Annotated in this window: 18 protein-coding genes; 8 read left to right on the top strand and 10 right to left on the bottom strand. The window is 75.1% G+C overall.

Annotated features, from left to right (window positions below; all coding sequences use genetic code 11):
• Positions 1 to 3,519 carry an AAA family ATPase gene (locus JT723_RS21190; protein ID WP_205046300.1) on the bottom strand — a complete coding sequence of 1,173 codons (3,519 nt, stop codon included), beginning with the start codon at positions 3,517 to 3,519 and terminating at the stop codon, positions 1 to 3.
• Complete coding sequence (locus JT723_RS21185; protein WP_205046299.1) at positions 3,519 to 4,679, bottom strand: exonuclease SbcCD subunit D; 1,161 nt, start codon at positions 4,677 to 4,679, stop codon at positions 3,519 to 3,521. Before JT723_RS21185 ends, JT723_RS21190 begins: the two co-directional genes overlap by 1 nt.
• 418 nt (positions 4,680 to 5,097) lie before the next feature.
• Here JT723_RS21185 and JT723_RS21180 point away from each other — a divergent pair, with 418 nt between their 5' ends.
• Positions 5,098 to 6,057 (top strand): 5-dehydro-4-deoxyglucarate dehydratase, encoded by a 960-nt coding sequence (locus JT723_RS21180; RefSeq protein ID WP_205046330.1) that lies wholly within the window; start codon positions 5,098 to 5,100, stop codon positions 6,055 to 6,057.
• Positions 6,054 to 7,322: a glucarate dehydratase family protein gene (locus JT723_RS21175; RefSeq protein WP_205046298.1), complete on the top strand. Its 1,269-nt coding sequence runs from the start codon at positions 6,054 to 6,056 to the stop codon at positions 7,320 to 7,322. Before JT723_RS21180 ends, JT723_RS21175 begins: the two co-directional genes overlap by 4 nt.
• Before the next feature lie 18 nt (positions 7,323 to 7,340).
• On the opposite strand, the gene JT723_RS21170 is transcribed toward JT723_RS21175, so the two are convergent.
• Positions 7,341 to 7,967, bottom strand: coding sequence for a YigZ family protein (locus JT723_RS21170; RefSeq protein ID WP_205046297.1), 627 nt, complete (start codon positions 7,965 to 7,967; stop codon positions 7,341 to 7,343).
• A gap of 97 nt (positions 7,968 to 8,064) precedes the next feature.
• Here JT723_RS21170 and JT723_RS21165 point away from each other — a divergent pair, with 97 nt between their 5' ends.
• Positions 8,065 to 8,472, top strand: coding sequence for a CoA-binding protein (locus JT723_RS21165; protein WP_205046296.1), 408 nt, complete (start codon positions 8,065 to 8,067; stop codon positions 8,470 to 8,472).
• An 18-nt stretch (positions 8,473 to 8,490) separates the two neighbouring features.
• Here the strand turns inward: JT723_RS21165 and JT723_RS21160 are convergent, their stop codons facing one another.
• Entirely contained in the window at positions 8,491 to 9,021 is a 531-nt protein-coding gene (locus JT723_RS21160; RefSeq protein WP_205046295.1) for a YbaK/EbsC family protein, read from the bottom strand.
• A 36-nt stretch (positions 9,022 to 9,057) separates the two neighbouring features.
• Positions 9,058 to 9,876: an acyltransferase gene (locus JT723_RS21155; protein ID WP_372441347.1), complete on the bottom strand. Its 819-nt coding sequence runs from the start codon at positions 9,874 to 9,876 to the stop codon at positions 9,058 to 9,060.
• A gap of 58 nt (positions 9,877 to 9,934) precedes the next feature.
• On the opposite strand from JT723_RS21155, the gene JT723_RS21150 reads away from it, so the two are divergent.
• Positions 9,935 to 10,510, top strand: a complete 576-nt coding sequence (locus JT723_RS21150; RefSeq protein ID WP_205046293.1) for a gamma carbonic anhydrase family protein — start codon at positions 9,935 to 9,937, stop codon at positions 10,508 to 10,510.
• A gap of 39 nt (positions 10,511 to 10,549) precedes the next feature.
• Here JT723_RS21150 and JT723_RS21145 read toward each other — a convergent pair whose 3' ends face one another.
• The gene (locus tag JT723_RS21145) at positions 10,550 to 11,212 is read right to left on the bottom strand and encodes a DedA family protein (RefSeq protein WP_205046292.1); all 663 of its coding nucleotides are present in this window, start codon (positions 11,210 to 11,212) and stop codon (positions 10,550 to 10,552) included.
• A gap of 126 nt (positions 11,213 to 11,338) precedes the next feature.
• A complete protein-coding gene (locus JT723_RS21140; RefSeq protein ID WP_205046291.1) occupies positions 11,339 to 11,791 on the bottom strand; it encodes a DUF4442 domain-containing protein in 453 nt (150 codons plus the stop codon).
• Positions 11,792 to 11,863: 72 nt separating this feature from the next.
• Here JT723_RS21140 and JT723_RS21135 point away from each other — a divergent pair, with 72 nt between their 5' ends.
• Together JT723_RS21135 and JT723_RS21130 are read left to right on the top strand one after the other, a co-directional pair.
• Positions 11,864 to 13,054: a DUF8017 domain-containing protein gene (locus JT723_RS21135; protein ID WP_205046290.1), complete on the top strand. Its 1,191-nt coding sequence runs from the start codon at positions 11,864 to 11,866 to the stop codon at positions 13,052 to 13,054.
• Between the two features lie 118 nt (positions 13,055 to 13,172).
• Positions 13,173 to 14,471 carry an MFS transporter gene (locus JT723_RS21130; RefSeq protein ID WP_251513886.1) on the top strand — a complete coding sequence of 433 codons (1,299 nt, stop codon included), beginning with the start codon at positions 13,173 to 13,175 and terminating at the stop codon, positions 14,469 to 14,471.
• A gap of 12 nt (positions 14,472 to 14,483) precedes the next feature.
• On the opposite strand, the gene JT723_RS21125 is transcribed toward JT723_RS21130, so the two are convergent.
• Positions 14,484 to 15,350 carry a spermidine synthase gene (locus tag JT723_RS21125; RefSeq protein WP_206247878.1) on the bottom strand — a complete coding sequence of 289 codons (867 nt, stop codon included), beginning with the start codon at positions 15,348 to 15,350 and terminating at the stop codon, positions 14,484 to 14,486.
• Between the two features lie 77 nt (positions 15,351 to 15,427).
• On the bottom strand, positions 15,428 to 16,606 hold the full coding sequence (gene tuf / locus JT723_RS21120; protein ID WP_205046289.1) for an elongation factor Tu: 1,179 nt from the start codon (positions 16,604 to 16,606) through the stop codon (positions 15,428 to 15,430).
• Positions 16,607 to 17,064: 458 nt separating this feature from the next.
• On the opposite strand from tuf, the gene JT723_RS21115 reads away from it, so the two are divergent.
• Positions 17,065 to 18,276, top strand: a complete 1,212-nt coding sequence (locus JT723_RS21115) for an MFS transporter (protein ID WP_205046288.1) — start codon at positions 17,065 to 17,067, stop codon at positions 18,274 to 18,276.
• Between the two features lie 219 nt (positions 18,277 to 18,495).
• Positions 18,496 to 19,263, top strand: coding sequence for a TVP38/TMEM64 family protein (locus JT723_RS21110; protein WP_251513883.1), 768 nt, complete (start codon positions 18,496 to 18,498; stop codon positions 19,261 to 19,263).
• On the opposite strand, the gene JT723_RS21105 is transcribed toward JT723_RS21110, so the two are convergent.
• Complete coding sequence (locus JT723_RS21105) at positions 19,217 to 19,831, bottom strand: flavin reductase family protein (protein WP_205046286.1); 615 nt, start codon at positions 19,829 to 19,831, stop codon at positions 19,217 to 19,219. The two genes, JT723_RS21110 and JT723_RS21105, sit on opposite strands and share 47 nt — an antisense overlap.
• Between the last annotated feature and the right edge of the window lie 12 nt (positions 19,832 to 19,843).

Raw genomic sequence — 19,843 nt, 5'->3', positions numbered from 1 at the left:
TCAGCGGGTGCGCATCCTGACGGCCGAGCCGTCGCGGCCCTTGGTGACGTGCAGCTGGGCCGGGATGCGGTCCCGCAGGTCGGCCACGTGGCTCACGATGCCGACCGCGCGGTCGCGTTCGCGCAGCCCGTCGAGGACGTCCAGGACCTCGTCGAGGGTCTGCTCGTCGAGGCTGCCGAAGCCCTCGTCGATGAAGAGGGTGTCCAGGCGCATGCCGCCCGCCTCGTCGGTGACCACGTCGGCCAGGCCCAGCGCCAGCGCGAGCGAGGCGAAGAAGGTCTCGCCGCCGGAGAGCGTGGCGGTGTCGCGCTCGGTTCCCGTCCAGGCGTCGACCACCATCAGGCCCAGGCCCGACTTGGTCCTGCCGCCGCCGCGGGCGTCGCTGTGCACGAGGGTGTACCGGCCGCCGGACATGCGCTGCAGGCGTACGCCCGCCGCCGCGGCGACCTCTTCGAGGCGGGCGGCCAGGACGTAGGTCTCCAGCTCCATGCGGTAGCGGTTCTCCGCGGAGGTGGCCGAGGCCAGATCGGAGAGCCGGGCGACCCGCTCGTACGCGGTACGGGCCGGGGCGAGTTCACGGACCAAGGCGGTCGACTCGGCTCCCAGCCGGTCGAGTTCCGCGCGGCGGGTCGCGGCGGCTGACTCGGCGGCGGAGGCCCTGCGCAGCCGCAGGTTCGCCGCGTCCAGGGCGGCCTGCGCCGCGACCGGGTCCGCGGCGGGAAGGGCGGCGGCCGCGGCGGGCTGCGGGGAGGCCAGGTCGGCTTCCGCGGCGGCCTCCTCCTTGTCCCAGGCCGCCACCTCGGCTTCCGCCTCCCACAGCCGCTGCGGCGGCAGCACCGCAGCGACGGCCTCCTGCGCGGAGCCGAAGCCCGCGCGGGCGGCGGCCTCGGCCAGAGCCGACTCGGCCTCGGCGAGCCGCAGTTCGCTGTCGGTGCGCTCCCTGACCGCGTGGGCGGCGCGCTCCAGCAGGCCGACGGCGGCGGCCAGTTGCGCCCTGCGGGCGGCGACGCTCGGGTGCCCGTCGCGTGCCCTGGCCAACTCGTCGCTCAACTGCTCGTACTGCGCGTCGAGTTCCTCGCGGCGCGAGGTGCGGGCCGCGGCGCGGTGCAGGGCGTCCTGCTGCTGCGCCGTACGCCGGTCGCGCTCGTCCTCCGCGCGGGCCAGTGCCGCCCGCGCCTCGGGCGCGGTGGCCGCAGCGCGGGCCGCCCCGTCGTGGGCCGCCCGCACCGCTTCGTGCGCGGCGGCGAGTTCGGCCTGCGGGATGCCGCCCGCGACGGCGGTGGCCGCGTCCAGGGCGGTACGCAGCCGGGTGACCCGCTCGCGGGCCGCGTCGTGGTCGGCGGACCTGCGCTGGAAGCGGGCGTAGGCGGCGTCCTCGTCCGCGCGGGTGACGCGGTCCCGTGCGGGCCGCGCCGGTGCGGGGTGCTCGGCGGACCCGCACACCCTGCAGGGCTCGCCGTCGGCCAACTCGGCGGCCAACTCGGCGGCGATGCCGGTGATCCGGCTCTCTCTGAGGTCCTGCCACGCCTCGCGGGCGTCGCCCGCGCGGTCCCGCGCGTCCCGGGCCGCCTGCTCGGCCGGGGCCAACTCCTGGGTCAGCGTGTCCCGTTCGACCCCGGCGTCACGCCGCTGCCGGGCCTGCGCCAACTCCCCTGCCAGGTCGCCCGCGCGCGCCGCGGCCTCCAGGGCGCCGTCGAGCCGCGCCTGCAACCCGGCCCGCAGTGCGGGCCACTCGGCGAGCCAGCCGTCCGCGTCCCGCACGGCCTCCTCGTCGTCCCGCTCCTCACGCTCCAGCCGCTCCCGCCGCGCCCCGACCTCAGCAACCCGCGCCTCGACCTCCCCACCCGCAGCCAGCCCCCCGACGACCTCCCGCAACTCCCCGGCCCACGCCAGCAATTCCGCCACGCGCTCACCCCCGCGACCCGAACCCGCACCAGCCTCCCCTGCGAGGCCCGCACCACCATCACCCGCCTGCACACCGTCGCCCCGGCTGCGCCCCGGGCCACCAGCCGCGGCACCCGGCAACGGCAGCTCACCCTCACCCGCATCCGCCGCGGGCTGCACGCCCGGGCCGGCGCCACCTCCCGCCGCGCGACCGCCCCCGGCCTGCGACGGCACGGCGGCCGTACCCACGTCACCGCTGACGTCCCGCCCAGCACCACCGGCCACGGCACTCCGGCCGGTGTCCGCGGCGGGCCGCCCGCCCGGGCCTGCGTCACGCGCGCTGCCACCCGCCGGCGACGGCACGGCGGCCGTACCCACGCCGTCGAGTGGGGGCCGCCCGGGGCCACCGGCCACGGCAGCCTGGGCCGGGTCCCCACCGTCGGCCATCGCACCCGGCACCGAGCGGCCACGCGGCACGCCCGCGGACGAGTCTTCGCCGCCCGCCGCGGCCTGCCCGGCGCCGTCGGGCGCCCCCTCCCCCGGTCCGCCCCACTGGCGCGGGAGGGTGGTGGTGGCCAGGGCCGCCAGGGCCTCGCGCTCCGAGGCGAGGGATTCGGCGTGGTGGGAAACGAGTTTGTCGCGGTGGGTCAGGGCCGGGTCGATGGTCGTGGCGCGTCGGGCGCGGGACAGGGTGGTGCGGGCTGCGGCGCGGGTCTCGTGGAGTTCGGCCAGGGACGCGGCGCGGCGGACGGATTGGGCGTGGCGCTGCTGGAGGGCGTACAGCTCGCGCGCCTGGGTGGCCGCGGCCTGGGCGGCGGCGTGGGACAGCTCGGCCTGGTGCAGGGCCGCGCGGGCGATGTCGTGCTGCTCGCGGGCGGTGCAGCGCAACACCGCGGCCTGGGCCAGGAATTCCCCGGGCGCACCAGCGCCGGCATCGGCGTAGGCATCGGTGTCGGCGTCAACCACCGCGTCGCCGGCCGCCTGCCGCATCCGGGCGGCGAGGGAGGCGATCTGCCGGTCGCCGTCCACGAGCCGCTGCGCGGCGGCGTGCTTGCCGTCGCGCAGCCGGTTCTCGACCGCCTTGAAGCGGCGGGTGTCGAAGAGCCGGCCGAGCAGCGCGGCCCGTTCTGTGGCGGTCGCCCGCAGGAAGGTCGCGAACTCGCCCTGCGGCAGCAGCACCACCTGGCAGAACTGCTCGCAGCTCATCCCCACCAGCTGCCGGATCTCCTCGCCGACCTCCTGGTGGGACCGGGACCTGGCCTGCCACTCGCCGTCCCGCTGCTCCCGCAGCAGGGTGACCGCCTTCTCCGTCGTCACCCCGATGCCGCGCAGCTTGGCACGGGGCTGCTCGGGCCGCCGGGTGATCTCCAGCCGCCGTCCTGCGAGGGTGAGTTCGAGCACCACCTCGGTCGGCGTGCCGGCCCGCGCGTGGTCGCTGCGCAGCCGGGTCGCGGGGCGGGCGCCGGGCACCTGGCCGTAGAGGGCGTAGCACACCGCGTCCAGGACGGAGGTCTTGCCGCCGCCGGTGGGGCCGTGCAGCAGGAAGAGCCCGGCGGCCGACAGTTCGTCGAAGTCGACGTCCTGCTCGGCGGCGAAGGGGCCGAAGGCGGTCAGCCTGAGCCGGTGCAGCCGCATCAGTCACGCTCCCCCGCCGCCGCTGCGGCGCGCACCGCGTCGAACGCCTCGCGCAGCACGCGCTGTTCGTGCGCGTCGGGCGCGCTGCCGCGCACGTGACCGACGAAGTCCTCGGCGATCTGCTGGTCGCTGCGGCCCGCGAGCCTGCGCGCGTAGGAGGCGGCGGGGTCGTCGACGCGGCCTTCCGGTTCGAAGCCGAGGCTGAGGATGTGCGGGAAGCGCTCGGCGAGCGCGGCCATCGGCTCGTAGGGGCGCACCGGGTCGGTGAGGACCGCCTCGACCCACGCGCCGGTGTGCTTGTCGTGGGCCGGGTCGGCGAGCAGGTCGGCGAGCCGGCCGCGGAGCCGGGCGAGCCGCCGCGGCACCGGGGTGTCGACGCGTTCCGCGGTGATCTCGCCGCCCGCCCCGAGGTCGACGAGCCACATGCTCTTGCGGTGGTGCTCCTCGGAGAAGGAGTAGGCCAGCGGTGAGCCGGAGTAGCGGATGCGTTCGGTGAGGGCCTGGCAGCCGTGCAGGTGGCCGAGCGCGGTGTAGTCGATGCCGTCGAAGAGGGTGGCGGGCACCGAGGGGACGCCGCCCGCGGTGATGTCGCGTTCGCTGTCGCAGGGTGCCGCGCCGGTGACGAAGGCGTGGGCCAGTACGACGCTGCGGGTGCCGGCGGGGCGGGTCGCGAGGTCGGCGCGCACGCGGTCGGCGGCGGCGCCGAGCACCGCCGGGTGGTCGGCCCGCTCGGCGCCCAACTCGTCGCGCACCAGGGCGGGTTCGAGGTAGGGCAGCCCGTAGACGGCGACGTCGCCGTGTGTGTCGTGCAGGACGACGGGCCGGTCGCAGGTCGCCGGGTCGGTGCGCAGGTGGACGCCGGCCCGGCCCATGAGTCCCGCGCCGACGCCGAGGCGGCGGGCCGAGTCGTGGTTGCCGGAGATCATCACGGTGGGCACGCCGAGTTCGGCGAGCGCGTGCAGCGCCCCGTCGTACAGCTCGACCGCGGCCAGCGGCGGTACGGCCCGGTCGTAGATGTCGCCGGCGACGAGCACGGCGTCCACGTCCCGGTCGCGGACGGTGGCGACGAGGTGGTCGAGGAAGGCGCGCTGGGCGTCGAGCAGGCTCACCCGGTGCAGCGAGCGGCCCAGGTGCCAGTCCGATGTGTGCAGCAGTCTCACTCGGCCGCCCCGACGTGCACGTTCGCCCTCGCCGTTCCTCGATGTCCGCGGTGAGCGGTGGTCCACCGCGGAGTCCGGCCGCTGCGGCCGGCCCGCGGTGATCGCCCCGCGGTGATCCGGATTCTAGGCGGTGGCGGTGTCCCCGCGGGCCGGACCCCGCCAAAGCACGGCGTCGAACCTTTCGTCGGAGGTCTCGAAAACTACCGGTCCCCATGGTTGCCAACTCACCGTATATTCCTGGCATATCACCTGATTCGACGAGGCCTTCGACGGCCTTCGCTCCGATCTCCCGCGCTCCGCGGGCACGTCGGGCCGGCCGATCGCCGCCGGGCCGGCGGTGGCGCGCGGGCGCCGATAGAGCCTGGCCATTGACCGGTTAGCGGGCGCAGCCTAGAGTCCATGAGTATTCGCATTCATGATGAGCGTTCATGTACATGGACAATGTGAGGCTTCAGTGCTCGACGGCGTGCTCTTCTTCCCGGTGACCCCGTTCACCTCAGAAGATTCGGTTGATCTTCCGATTCTTTCGGAACACGTACGGCGGGGAGTGGCCGCCGGAGCCGGCGGCGTGTTCGTCGCGTGCGGCACCGGTGAATTCCACGCCCTGGAGCCGCGCGAGTACGCCGACATCGTGCGCACCGCCGTCGCCGCGGCCGCCGGCCGGGTGCCGGTCTTCGCGGGCGCCGGCGGATCGCTGCCGCTCGCCCGGCAGTTCGCCCGGGCCGCGGCCGAGGCCGGCGCCGACGGGCTGCTGCTCATGCCGCACTACCTGGTACAGGCCCCGCCGGCCGGCCTGGTGGCGTATGTGACGCAGGTGACCGCGGCCACCGAGCTGCCGGTGATCGTCTACCAGCGCGGCGGCGCCCGCTTCGACGTGGCCTCGGCCCTCGACGTGGCGCGGCTGCCGCGGGTGGTCGGCTTCAAGGACGGCCTGGGCGACCTCGACCAACTGTCCCGCATCGTGACCGCGGTCCGGGCCGAGACCGCGGCGAGCGGCAAGGACTTCCAGTTCTTCAACGGCATGCCCACCGCCGAGTGCACCGTGCCGGCCTACCGCGGCATCGGGGTGGAGCTGTACTCCTCCGCGGTCTTCTGCTTCGCCCCGGAGATCTCGCTGGCCTTCCACCGGGCGGTGACCGCGGGCGACGACAAGGCGGTGCAGCGGCTGCTGGCCGGCTTCTTCCACCCGCTGGTCGCGCTGCGCGAGCGTACGCCCGGCTATGCGGTGGCCCTGGTCAAGGCGGCGGTGCGGCAGAGCGGCCTGGACGTCGGCGGGGTGCGCCCGCCGCTGACCGACCCGACACCCGGGCATCTGGCGGAGCTGGCCAGGATCGTCGAGGCGGGCCGGGCCGTCGTCGCCGCGGAGGCCACCCGATGAGCGGCGGGATCCGGATCACCGGTGTGGACATCACCCCGGTCGCCTTCCACGACCCGGCACTGCTGAACGCGGTCGGCGTCCACGAGCCGTACGCGCTGCGGGCGATCGTGGAGGTGCACACCGACCAGGGCATCAGCGGGCTCGGCGAGACCTATGCCGACGAGGGGCACCTGCGGCGGCTGCGCGCGGCCGTGGACGTGATCACCGGCATGGACGTCTACACGCTGGGCGGCATGCACCGAAGGATCTCCGAGGCGCTCGGCGGCGACAGCGGCTCCGACGGGCACGGCCTGACCGGGATGATCACCAGCAGCAGCACCGCCGACCGGGTCTTCTCGCCCTTCGAGGTCGCCTGCCTGGACATCCAGGGCAAGGCGGCGGGGCTGCCGGTCAGCGACCTGCTGGGCGGCGCGGTGCGCGAGCGGGTGCCCTTCAGCGCGTACCTGTTCTACAAGTGGGCCGGCCACCCCGGCGCGGAGCCCGACGCGTGGGGCGAGGCGCTCGACCCGGACGGCATCGTGGGGCAGGCGCGGTGGATGACCGAGCAGTACGGCTTCGGCGCGATCAAGCTCAAGGGCGGGGTGATGCCGCCCGAGGAGGAGATCGAGGCGGTGCGTGCGCTGCACAAGGCCTTCCCCGGGGTGCCGCTGCGGCTCGACCCCAACGCCGCCTGGTCGGTGGAGACCTCGGTCCGGGTGGCGGGTGAGCTGGACGGCGTCCTGGAGTACCTGGAGGACCCCACCCCCGGTCAGCGCGGCATGGCCGAGGTGGCGCGGCGCGCGCCGATGCCGCTGGCCACCAACATGTGCGTGGTCGCCTTCGACGAGCTGTCCTCGGCGGTGGCCCGCGACTCGGTGCAGGTGGTGCTCTCCGACCACCACTACTGGGGCGGCCTGCAGCGCTCGCTGCTGCTCGCCGGCATCTGCCGCACCTTCGACCTGGGCCTTTCCATGCACTCCAACTCCCATCTGGGCATCAGCCTGGCTGCGATGACCCATCTGGCCGCCGCCACGCCGAACCTGACCTACGCGTGCGACACGCACTGGCCGTGGAAGTCGGAGGAGGTCGTGGTGCCCGGGGCGCTGGAGTTCGCCGACGGGGCGGTGCGGGTGCCGACCGCGCCGGGGCTCGGCGTGGAGCTGGACCGCGACGCGCTGGCCCGGCTGCACGAGCAGTATGTGCGCTGCGGGCTGCGCGAGCGGGACGACACCGGCTACATGCAGCGCATCGACCCGTCCTACGAGCGCAGGTCGCCGCGCTGGTGACCGCGGGCCGCCCGCGCCTCACATGTCGACGTAGGCGCTGCCCGCCGCCTCGCAGCGGGCGGCCCCCGAGGTCACGTCGGCCAGCCAGGAGGTGAAGGCGGCGACCTCGCCCTCGGGCACCCCGAGGGCGAGGGTCACGTCCGCCCCGTAGCGGACCTCGCGCAGGACGTGCCCCGCCGAGCGCAGGTCGTTCTCCAGCCGGCCGGCCCTGGCGTGGTCGACGGTGACGGTCAGCAGGGCCAGCCGGCGCCGCTCGACGGTGCCGATCTCGTCCAGGGCGGCCGAGACCGCACCGCCGTAGGCGCGGGCCAGGCCGCCCGCGCCGAGCTGGATGCCGCCGTAGTAGCGGGTGACCACGGCGACGGTGTCGCGTACCTCCCGGCCGAGCAGCACCTGCAGCATCGGGGTGCCGGCGGTGCCGCCCGGCTCGCCGTCGTCGCTGGCCCGGTGCAGCCGCACGTCGGGGCCGATGACGTACGCGAAGCAGTTGTGCGTGGCTGCCGGGTGCCCGCGGCGTACCGCGCGGATCACTGCCTGTGCGGCCTCCTCGTCCGCGGCGGGGGCGAGGGTGCACAGGAAGCGGGAGCGCTTGATCTCGCTCTCGTGGACGCCGGTGCGCGCCACGGTCAGGTACCGGTCGGCCATCGCCCCAGCCTAAGGCGTGTCCGCGGCCGTCTTCCCGGGGGAATGAGCGCGGGCTTGCGCCGGTTGCACCGGACAGGACGAGAGGGCGGAGGACAGCGTGTACGGCGACGCGGCTGCGGTGCGGAAGATCCTGGTCGACAGCGGTGACACCTGGGCGGTGGTCGGCCTGTCGAACAACACCTCGCGGGCGGCGTACGGCGTCGCCGCGGTGCTCCAGCGGTTCGGCAAGCGCGTGGTGCCGGTCCACCCGAAGGCGGAGGTGGTGCACGGTGAGCAGGGCTACGCCTCGCTGGCCGACATCCCCTTCCCCGTCGACGTGGTGGACGTCTTCGTGAACTCCGACCTCGCCGGTCCGGTCGCCGACGAGGCGGTCGCGGCCGGTGCGAAGGCGGTGTGGTTCCAGCTCGGCGTGATCGACGAGGCCGCCTACGACAGGACCAGGGCCGCGGGCCTGGACATGGTCATGGACCGCTGCCCCGCGATCGAGATCCCGCAGCTGGACTGACGCGCTCCCGGCGCCGGCTCAGACGCCGAGGCCGTCCACGACCACCGCGCCGGGCAGCGCGGCGAGCACCTTGCCCGGCACGATGAGCTTGCCGCGGCGGGCGCCGCTGCCGACCAGCACCCACGGGGTGTCCGCCACCGCGGCGTCGACCAGCAGCGGCCAGTCGGCGGGCAGGCCGACCGGGGTGATGCCGCCGTACTCCATGCCGGTGGCGCCGACGGCGGTGTCCATCGAGGCGAAGGACGCCTTGCGCGCGCCCAGGTGACGGCGCACCGCCCCGTTGACGTCGACGCGGGTGGTGGACAGCACCAGGCAGGCGGCCAGGGTGACCTCTCCGCCGCGCTTGCCCGCGACCACGACGCAGTTCGCCGACTGCTCCAGCAGTTCTTCGCCGTAGGCCGCGACGAAGACCGCGGTGTCGGCCTTGGCCGGGTCGGTGTCCACGTGGACCATCTCGGCGGTCACGGCGGCGGCCACGGGTGGCGGCAGCAGCTCGCGGCACTCGGTGGCGGGCAGGGCGTCGTCGAAGTGTCCGATCGGGGCGCGCATGAGCCGAATCTAACAAACCCCGCGGGGCCGCCCGTCTCAGGCCTGCTGCTCCAAGTCACCGGTGTCCAGCAGCTGTTCCGGAGAGGCCTCGGCCGGGAAGGGGACGGGCGCCGGGGTGCGCAGCGGCGGCTGCCAGGTCTCGGCGGCGGCGTCCCAGCGGCGTACGACCCTGGCCGGTGCGCCCGCGACCACCGCGAAGTCCGGTACGTCGCCGCGGACGACGGAGCCGGCCGCGACCACCACGTTCCTGCCGAGCCGGGCGCCGGGCAGGATCACGCACCCGGCGCCGAGCCAGCTGCCCGCGCCGATCTCGACCGGCGCGGTGCGCGGCCACTGCTCGCCGATGGGCCGGGAGACGTCGTCGTAGGAGTGGTTGATGCTGGTCAGGTAGACGTACGGGCCGCAGTAGACCTTCTCGCCGAGCGTGATCGGGGCGAGCGCCACGACATGGCTGCCGCGGCCGAGGACCACCCCGTGGCCGAGCCGCAGCACCGGGTCGGGGCCGAAGCCGGCGCCGGGGTCCTCGGCGTCCGGCCGGGCGTCGGTGGGCATCAGGCCGACGGTGAGGGTGACCTGTTCGCCGATGATGCAGTGGTCGCCGAGGTGGATCCAGCGCTCGCCGAAGACGGTGCCCAGCGGGTGGGCGAGCCGGGTGCCGGGGCCGATGCGGGCGAAGTGCAGCAGCCCGGGCCGCTCGGCGGTGACCGCCCCGGCGTCCTGCGCCCAGCGCCTGGCCCGGTGCACCAGCCGGGACGCGGCTCGGCGCCGCCAGGCCGCGGCGGCGCCCGCGGCCGCGGTCACGGCCCCGGTGGCCGCCCCGGCCACGGAAAAGAACACGTTCTCGTTCCTGGGCACGCAGCCACCGTATACGGTGCCGGAGGACAGCGGCGGACCGGCATGGAGGCGTACAGCGATGACAGACCGTACGGGTGAAGCGGCCGGCCCACAGCATGCGGCGGGCGCCCTGGTCGCGGGCATCCTCGGCACCCGACCGGAGATCGACCCGGCTGCGTATGTCGCCCCCACCGCGGTGGTGCTGGGCCGGGTGTCGCTGGGCGCCGGGGCGAGCGCCTGGTATCACGCGGTGCTGCGCGGCGACTGCGAGTCGATCGCGATCGGGGCGGGCTCCAACGTCCAGGACAACTGCTCGGTGCATGCCGACCCTGGCTTCCCGGTGGTCGTCGGGGAGAACGTCACGGTCGGGCACAACGCGGTGCTGCACGGGTGCGTGATCGAGGACGGCGTGCTCGTCGGCATGGGCGCGACCGTGCTGAACGGCGCCCGGATCGGTGCCGGTTCGCTGGTGGCGGCGCAGGCGCTGGTGCCGCAGGGCATGCAGGTGCCGCCGGGCTCGCTGGTCGCCGGGGTCCCGGCGCGGGTGCGGCGGGAGCTGACCGAGGAGGAGCGGGCGGTGGTCCGGCTCAATGCCGAGCACTACGTGGCGCTGGCCGAGGTGCACAGGGACGCGGTGGGCGACGGCCGGGCCTGAGCGCCCGTCGCCATCCCCGGAGGCGGCCGTCCCCGCGGCTCACTCGCCGGGCTGGGCGACCGCCACCTCGACGTCGTCCGGCGCGGGCTCGGCCATCTCGGCCTGCACCTTGGCGGCGCGGCGCTTGACGAACACCAGCGAGCCGATGCCGAAGAGCACCGCGATCCCGAGCCCGAAGTAGCCGAACCGCTTGAGCCACGGTTCGGCGACCTGGCCGACGTAGTAGATGACGGCGGTGATGCCGCCGGCCCAGACGATGCCGCCCAGCGCGTTGGCGGTCAGGAACCTGCCGTAGGGCATCTTCAGCACGCCCGCCAGCGGCCCGGCGAAGATCCGCAGCAGTGCCACGAAGCGGCCGAAGAAGACCGCCCACATGCCCCAGCGCTGGAAGGAGCGCTCGGCGGTGGCCACATGCCCGGGCGAGAAGTGCGAGGGGAATCTCCTGCCGAGCCGGTCCAGCAGGGGTTTGCCGCCCTTGTGACCGATGGCATAGCCGATGGAGTCGCCGCCGACCGCGCCGGCGATCGCACAGGCGGCGACCAGCCAGGGGTTGGCGTGTCCCTGCGAGGACATCAGGGCCGCGGTCATCAGCACGATCTCACCGGGCAGCGGGATGCCCAGGCTCTCCAGGCCGACCACCAGACCCACCATCAGGTAGACGGCGACCGGTGGGACGTCGTTGAGCCAGTCCTGGACGTGCACAGCCGGTCCCTCCCCACGACGACGCTCGGGCGGCGCGCACCCGGCGCGCCCTCAGGAAGCGTAACCGACCGGCCGGACAAAGCAGTCCGGCCGGTCGCGGCGCCCGTGGCCGGCCGCCGGTGCAGGTCAGCTGTTGGGGCGCAGCGTCCACACGATCGTCATGTGCGAGGTCTCGGCGCCGTCCTCGCGCCGCACGGAGACCTCGACGGGGAACTCCGGGCGGGTGCCCGCGTCCAGCTCCGCGACGACCTCGGCGGCGGGGCGGCCGAGCACGGCGGTGGCGGTGAGCGGGCCCCTGGCGAGCTTGGTCCAGCCGATCTCGGCGCGCACCGGCAGCGGCACGGCCCGGCCGAGCTGGTCGCCGAAGGCCGCGGCCACGACGGCGCCGCTCGCGGACTCGGCGAGGGTGAACATCGCGCCGGCGTGCGGCCCGGCGACGTGGTTGTGGTAGTCGGGGTCGTCGGGCAGCGCGAGCACCGCGCGTTCCGCCGTGGTCTCCCGGTACTCCAGGCGCAGGGTGCGGACCATGGGCACGGTGGCCGTGAGGAATTCGCCTATCGAGGGCAGCGTCTCGGACATGCCCGCATGTTACCAGCCAGTAAGCCGATCCGGCGTGGAACCGCCGCAGCCGCTCCCCTAGTGTTTCCAGCCATGTGGCCAGGAGAGCAGCAGCCCGGGGACCAATCCGGGGGACAGCAGTACCCGTCGGGCAATTCGCCGCAGCAACCGCAGGGGCCGTACGGACCGCCGCCGGGACCGTACTCCCAGCCCGGGCAGCAGCCCGGCTACCAGCAGCCGGGCTACCCCCAGCCCGCGCAGCAGCCGCCGGCCCCGCCCGGGCAGCAGCCGCAGCAGCCGTACCAGCCGACGCAGCCGTACGGGACGGGATCGCCCTACGCGCAGCCCGGCTACCAGGCCCCCGGCCAGGCGCCCGGCGGCTACCCGACCCCGCAGGCGTGGGGTCCGCCGGTGCCCGGCGGGCCCGACGGCGGCCGGCCGCCCGGCGGCCGGAACAAGACGACCGTCGCGGTCGCCATCGGCGCGGCGCTCGCGGTCATCGCCGCCGTGGTGGTCACCGTGGTGCTGGTCTCAGGCAAGGACAAGAAGACCGACGCGCACGACACCACCTCGCCGAGTGTGACGGCCACCACGTCCTCCCCCACCGCCACCCCGACGGCGGCGCCCACGACGCAGGACACCGGCGCGGACGGCGGCTCCGACGGCGGCGAGGACGACCCGCGCGGCCCGGCCGGCTCGAACGACGTCACGCCGGTCATCCCCGGCTGGCAGGCGGTCAAGCGCCAGGAGCGCAACTCGGTCTTCGACGTGCCGCCCGACTGGACGCTGGACAGCGAGAGCATGAGCATCGGCTACGCCGACGACGCCGGCAAGCCGCAGGTCGCGGTCGGCGCACCGGCGTACTACAAGAAGGGCGTCTGCACCGACGGCAAGAACAGCGTCGCCAGTGCGACCGCCGGCACCAAGGGCGGTGCGGGCGCCTCCAGCATCCAGGCGGCAGCCGAGAACGAGGCCAGGGCCTGGGCGAAGTGGGCCTTCCAGGAGAACGGCAAGGGCACCGTCTCCAAGGCGCTGAACAGCAAGGCCTTCCACAACGCCTACGGGATCACCGGCTGGCAGGCGCAGGCCACCATGACCGCCGTCCCCAAGGCCAACAAGTGCTCGTCCAACGGCATCGCCTACGCCGTCGCCTGGCTCGACCCGGCCCAGGCCAAGCCGACCCCGGTGGTGTGGGTGCTGTGGGCACGGCAGGGCGTGCCCGACCAGATCACCCAGTCCGTGATCGACAAGATCAAGAGCTCCATCCGGCCCATGAAGAAGTGAGCGGGTGCGGCCTCCCCGCGGTGGGGGCCGCCGCCGCGCGGGCGCCCGCGTGCGCTGGTGGGCCGACGGCGTCCGATAACCGGTTGGCACGACGCCGGGTGTCGGCGATAGTCCCCTGGTGAGAGAACACGACGACAGGCGCGGGCTGCGCCTCCCGCCGTGGGCCGGGCGGAACTTCCGGCTGCTGGTGGGCGCGTCGTTCGTCACCGGCATCGGCAATTCGGGCGCCACCATCGCCGCGGCCTTCGCGGTGATCGAGTCCGGCGGCAGCGCCACCGACGTCGGCTTGGTGGCCGCCGCCCGCACCCTGGCGATGGTGGTGCTGCTGCTGGTCGGAGGCGCGGTCGCGGACCGGCTGCCGCGGCAGCGGGTGATGGCCGTCGCCAACACCGCCAACGCCGTGTCGCAGGCGCTCTTCGCCGCCCTGGTGCTCACCCACCGCGCCACGCTGTGGGAGATGGCCGCGCTGACGGCTGTCGGCGGCGGCGCCGCGGCCTTCTTCTCCCCCGCGGCCCAGGGCCTGGTCATGTCCACCGTCGACCCGGCGCACGCGGGACCCGCCTTCTCCCTCTACCGGCTGGCCACCAACGCCTCGAACGTCGGCGGGGCGGCGCTGGGCGGGGCACTGGTCGCCGCCTTCGGCTCCGGCTGGGTGCTCGCGCTGGACGCGGCGGGCTTCGCCGCGGCCGCGGCCATGCGGGCCGCCATCGACGTGCCCCACGTCCCGCGGGAGTCCGTGCCCGGCGGCATGCTCGGCGAACTGCGCGCGGGCTGGCGGGTGGTGGCGGCCACATCCTGGCTGTGGGGCATCGTGCTGCAGTTCTCCGTCGTCAACGGGATGTTCGGCGCGGTCGAGGCGGTCTACGGCCCGCTGGTGTCCAGGGAGCAGCTCGGCGGCGCCGGGCCGTGGGGGCTCGCACTGGCCGCGGGCGGCGTCGGCACCGCGTGCGGGGCGGTGCTGATGATGCGCTGGCGCCCGCGCCGGATGCTGCTGGTCGGCACGCTCGGGGTGCTCCCGCTGGCGCTGCCCGCGGTGGCACTGGCCCTGGTGCTGCCCGCGTGGGCGCTGGCCGCGGTGATGTTCACCGGGGGCGTGGCGATCGAGGTCTTCGCGGTGAACTGGATGCTGGCGCTGCACCAGGAGATCCCCGAGGAGTTGATGTCCCGGGTGTCCGGCTTCGACTGGCTCGGCTCGGTCGCGCTGTCCCCGGTCGCGCTGGCGCTCGCGGGGCCTGCGGCCTCGGCCTTCGGGCGGGCGGGTGCGCTGTGGGGTTCCGCCGGGCTGATCGTCCTGCTGACCCTGGCGGTCCTGCTGCTGCCCGACGTCCGGCGGATGGAGCGGGCCGCAGCACCGCCCGTGGCGGCCCCGGTGCCCGCCCCGGCCCATGACGGCACGGTGAGCGGCCCGGCGCGGTGAGCCCTGCCGCGGTCAGCCGACCGTGAAGGCGCCCTGCGGGGGCGCGGGCGAGGCGGTCGCGGAGGCGTCGGTCACCGCCTGCGCCCGGCCGGTCAGGCGTACGAGGTCGGCGCCGTGGACGACGCGGGCGGGGAAGGCGTCGGCGGCGCACAGCCGGGACAGCGCCTCGACCGGCAGTGGGCCGCGGGCGGCGGCCAGCACCGCGTTGCCGAAGCGGCGCCCCCGCAGCACCCCGGGCTCGGCCAGCAGGCACAGGTCGCCGTCGCCCAGCGCGGCCCGTGCCGTGGCCAGTTGCGAGCGCAGGAAGGCGAAGGGTGCGGCGTCCGCGACGTTCGCCAGGTAGAGGCCGTCCGGGCGCAGCACGCGCAGCGCGTCGCGGACGAACTCCACCGACGTCAGCGCGGCCGGCACCCGGGAGCCGCCGAAGACGTCGGCCACCACCAGGTCGGCGGACGCCGCCGCCGCGTCCGCGAGCCAGCCGCGCGCGTCGGCGGTGTGCACGGTCACCGCGGGATCGGGCAGCGGCAGCACCTCGGCAACCAGCGCGGCGAGCCCCCGGTCCGCTTCCACGACCTGCTGGCGCGAGCCGGGGCGCCGTACGCCCAGCCAGCGCGCCAGCGTCATCCCCCCGCCGCCCAGGTGCACCGCGTCCAGCGCCTGTCCGGCCGCGAAGGCGGTCTCGACGGCGTAGGCGATGCGCCGCACGTACTCGAACTCCAGGTGCGCGGGCTCCGCGAGGTCCACGTACGACTGCGGCGCCCCGTCGACGGTGAGCAGCCAGGCCCGGTCGCGGTCGATGTCCGGCAGCAGCCTGGCCGTACCGAAGTCGACGGTCCGCACCACCGGGACCGGCTCGGGCCGGTCGTCGTCCTGTTCCACCCGCCCATTGTCGCCTGCCCCGCGCCCACCGCCCGCCGCTGCCCGGTACGTGACAACGTACCGGGCAGCGGCGGGGCTCAGAGCAGCGCGGTCACCGTGCCCGCGCCGACCGTGCGCCCGCCCTCGCGGATGGCGAAGCCGAGCCCCGGCTCCAGCGGCAGCGCCCGGCCGAGGTCGACGGTGACGTCGGCGGTGTCGCCGGGCAGCGCCATCGCCACCGCGCCGAGGTCGACGTCGCCGACGACGTCCGCGGTGCGGATGTAGAACTGCGGCCGGTAGCCGGTGGTGACCGGGGTGTGCCGGCCGCCCTCGGCCGCGGGCACGATGTAGACGCGCGCGGTGAAGCGGCGGTGCGGGGTGACGCTGTCCGGCGCCGCGACGATGTCGCCGCGCCGCACCTGGCCCCGCTGCACACCGCGCAGCAGCAGCGCCACGTTGTCACCGGCCTGCGCCGAGTCCATCGGCCTGCCGAAGGTCTCAAGGCCGGTGACCACGCTGGTCAGCACCTCCCCCGCGGCCGTGTGCAGCTGCACCCGGTTGCCGGGCGCCACCGTGCCGCGCTCGACCGCACCGGTCACCACCGTGCCGCGCCCGGTGATGGTCAGCACGTTCTCCACCGACACCAGGAACGGCGCGTCGGTGTAGCGCACCGGCACCGGCACGTACGCGTCGACCGCGTCCAGCAGCTCACCGATCGCGGCGGTCCACCGCGGGTCGCCGTCCAGCGCGCGCAGCCCGGAGACCCGTACGACCGGCAGCTCGTCGCCCGGGTAGCCGTGGGCACTCAGCAGCTCGCGCACCTCCAGCTCCACCAGGTCGGTCAGCTCGGGGTCGCCGGCGTCCGCCTTGTTCAGCGCCACCACGATGTGCCGCACCCCGATCTGCCGGGCCAGCAGCACGTGCTCCGCGGTCTGCGGCATCACGCCGTCCAGCGCCGAGACGACCAGGATGGCGCCGTCCAGCTGGGCCGCGCCGGTGATCATGTTCTTGACGTAGTCGGCGTGGCCGGGCATGTCCACGTGGGCGTAGTGCCGGGTCGCGGTCTCGTACTCGACGTGGGCGATGCTGATGGTGATGCCGCGGGCCGCCTCCTCCGGCGCCCGGTCGATCCGGTCGAACGGCACGAAGGTGCCGCTGCCGCGGTCGGCCAGGACCTTGGTGATGGCCGCGGTGAGGGTGGTCTTGCCGTGGTCGACATGACCCATGGTGCCGATGTTCAGGTGCGGCTTGGTGCGCACGTACGCCTGCTTGGACATGACGGTGTCTCCTCCTGTGACGCCGGTTCGGTCGCGGACCCCTGGGCCTGGCCGACCCTCCCCGTGCGGGGTCCTGCCGGACGTCGGTCCGGGGAGGGTCAGCGTCGGGCGCCGTCGAAGGATGCGTTCCGGGCTGCCGGGGCGGCGGATGCGGCCGCGGCAGCGGTTGCGGCCCGGGCGGCGGTTGCGGCCGGGGCGGCGCAGGCAGCCTTCGACGCGACCGCTGCTGCGGTGGCGTCTGCGAGGAAGGCGAGCCGGAACATGGCACTGATCATGCCGGGCGGCGGGGGCGGCGTCGAAGGGTTTTCCGCGCCCGCGGGCGGCGCCCTGCTCCCGCCACCTGGCGGACACCTGCCGGTGACCTGGCGGAACCGGGGAGGTGAGAGTATTTGTTCCGCGGATGAACTTAGATCGCCCGACCGGCGGCCCGCCGTCCCCACCAGCCCGAAGGAAGCTCCATGCCCCTGGCCATCCTCGCCCTCGCGGTGAGCGCCTTCGGTATCGGCACCACCGAGTTCATGATGATGGGCCTGCTGCCCGACGTCGCAGGCGACCTCGGCACGTCGGTGCCCACCGCGGGATATCTGGTCTCGGCCTACGCGCTCGGCGTCGTCGTCGGCGCCCCGCTGCTCACCGCGCTCGGCGCCCGCATCCCGCGCCGGCGCATGCTGCTGCTCCTGATGGCGCTGTTCACCGCGGGCAACGCCTTCTCCGCCGTCGCCCCCGGCTACGGCACGCTGCTGGCGGGGCGCTTCCTCGCCGGACTGCCGCACGGCGCCTTCTTCGGCGTCGGCGCGGTCGTGGCGGCCCGGCTGGTCGCCGAGGACCGCAGGGCCAGGGCCGTCGCCTCGATGTTCCTCGGCCTGACCATCGCGAACATCGTCGGGGTGCCCGCGGCCACCCTGCTCGGCCAGCACCTGGGCTGGCGGGCCACCTTCCTGGTGGTGACCGCGATCGGGCTGCTGTCGCTCGCCGCGCTCGCCCTGCTGGTGCCGCAGGAGCCCGACGAGGAACGCACCGGCGTCGGCCAGGAACTGCGCGCGCTGCGCGAGCCGCAGGTGCTGCTCGGGCTGCTCACCGCGGTGTTCGGCTTCGCCGGCGTCTTCGCCGTCTACAGCTACCTCGCCTCGATGATGACCGAGGTCACCGGTTACGCCGACGGCACCGTCACGGTGCTGCTCGCCCTCTTCGGCATCGGCATGACGCTCGGCGCCCTGGCCGCAGGGCCGCTCACCGACCGCGCCCTGCGCCCCACGCTGTACGGCTCGCTTGCCGCGCTCGCCGTCGTCCTGGTCGGCTTCCACTACGCCGCCCAGTCCAAGGCGACCGCGCCCGTCGCCGTCCTGGTGCTGGGCGCGGTCGGCTTCATGACCACCACGCCGCTGACGATGCTGGTCATGAACAAGGCCCGCCGCGCCCCCACCCTGGCCTCCGCCTCCAACCACTCGGCCTTCAACCTCGCCAACGCCGGCGGCGCCTGGCTGGGCGGCGCCGCGATCTCCGCCGGGTGGGGCTGGACCTCGCCCGCGCTGGTGGGGGCGGTGCTCGCCGTGGTGGGCCTGGCCATAGCCGTCGTCGCGGGTGGGCGCGACCGCGCGGCGCCGGCGGCGCCGGTCGCCGCTGCCCCGGCCGCCGCACACCGGGAGTCGGCGGCGGTGGAGGGGCCGTAGGGGGTACGCAGGTTCGGTCCGGGTGCCGACGCACCGGTACGGCAGGTTCCGCCGCGCGCCGGGCGCCGGGCGTGCCGGTGGGCCGCGCCCCGGCGATCCGTTCTCCGGCGCCGCCCCCGGGCGGTGCGGCCGCGCTGCGGTGGTCCCGGTGGGGGTCGGGGGCGCCTCGGGGCGCCCGTTCAGGAGCGGGGGCGGCCTCGGAGCGGTTACGCTCCCGGGGTGCCGCACCGCGCAGGTCTCGCCGTCCGCTGCTCACGCGCTCTGCTGTCGCCGTGGGCCAGGTTCGCGCTGCTCGTGCTGCTGCTCGCGGCGGCCGGGGCGGCGGTGCTCGCCTGGCACCCGCAGCGGCTGCTGACCGCGCACGGCTGGCAGCCGCACACCTCGGGCGGCACGGCGGTGCTGCTCTTCGCCGTCGCATACGGCCTGGCCACCGTCGCCTTCGTACCGCGCCCGCTGCTCAACGCGGCCGCCGGTGCGCTCTACGGCATCCACGCCGGGCTGCCGGCCGCGATCGGCGGCACCGTCCTCGGCGCGGGCCTGGCCTTCCTGCTCGGGCGCTTCCTGGGCAGGGACGCGGTACGCCCGCTGCTGCGCGGCCGGGTCGCGCTGTCCCTGGACCGGCAACTGAGCAGGCACGGCTTCCGCAGCACCCTGGCGCTGCGGCTCTTCCCCGGGGTGCCCTTCGCCGCCGCGAACTACGCCGCCGCCGTCTCCCGGGTACGGCTGCTGCCCTTCCTCACCGCGACGGCCGCGGGCAGTGCGGCCAACACCGCCGCCTACGTGGTGGCCGGCAGCCGCGCGGCCTCCCCGACCTCACCGGTCTTCCTGCTGGCGCTCGGCTTCCTGGGCGTCACCGGGGTGGCCGCGGCCGTCGTCGCCCGGGGCGCCCGCGCCCGTTCCCGTACCGCGGCGGGCACGGGCGCCCCTGACGACCCGACGGTCAGCGACGCCGGCCCTCCTGCCACTCCTGCACGGAGATCCGCTTGATCTCCATCACCTCGCCGAGCGTGCCCCACTCGTCCTTGCCCAGCCGGGCCAGCGGCCGCAGCTTGTGCACGTCCGGGTGCCCGTCGGTGAGCACGGCCTCCGACACCGCCGCGTGCACGACCCGCCCGAAGACGACGGTGGAGTCCCCCAGCCTGACCGTGCTGTGCAGCTCGCACTCCAGCGCCACCGGCGAGGCGGCCACCCGCGGCGGCTTCACCCGCAGGCTGGGCTCCCTGGCCACCCCCACCTCGTCGAACTCGCTCACCCCGTGCGGGAATTCGGTCCCGGTGGCGTTGATCTCCTCGAAGAGGTGCTCGGGCGCCAGGTTGACCACGAACTGCCCGGTCTCCTCGACATTGCGCACCGAGTCCTTGCGCCCCACCGAGGTGAACTGCACCACCGGGGGGCTCACGCAGGAGACCGAGAAAAAGCTGTGCGGGGCGAGGTTGTCCGTGCCCGCCGCCGACGTCGTGGACACCCACGCGATCGGCCGCGGCACGACCGTCGCGGTGAGCAGCCGGTAGAAGGTGTTGCGGTCCAGGGCGTCCGGATCGAAGTCGATTCGCATGCCAGCCAGTAT

It is taken from the genome of Actinacidiphila bryophytorum, assembly GCF_016916835.1.
GTDB lineage: Bacteria > Actinomycetota > Actinomycetes > Streptomycetales > Streptomycetaceae > Actinacidiphila > Actinacidiphila bryophytorum.
This window is presented reverse-complemented; position numbering and strand designations above follow the sequence as displayed.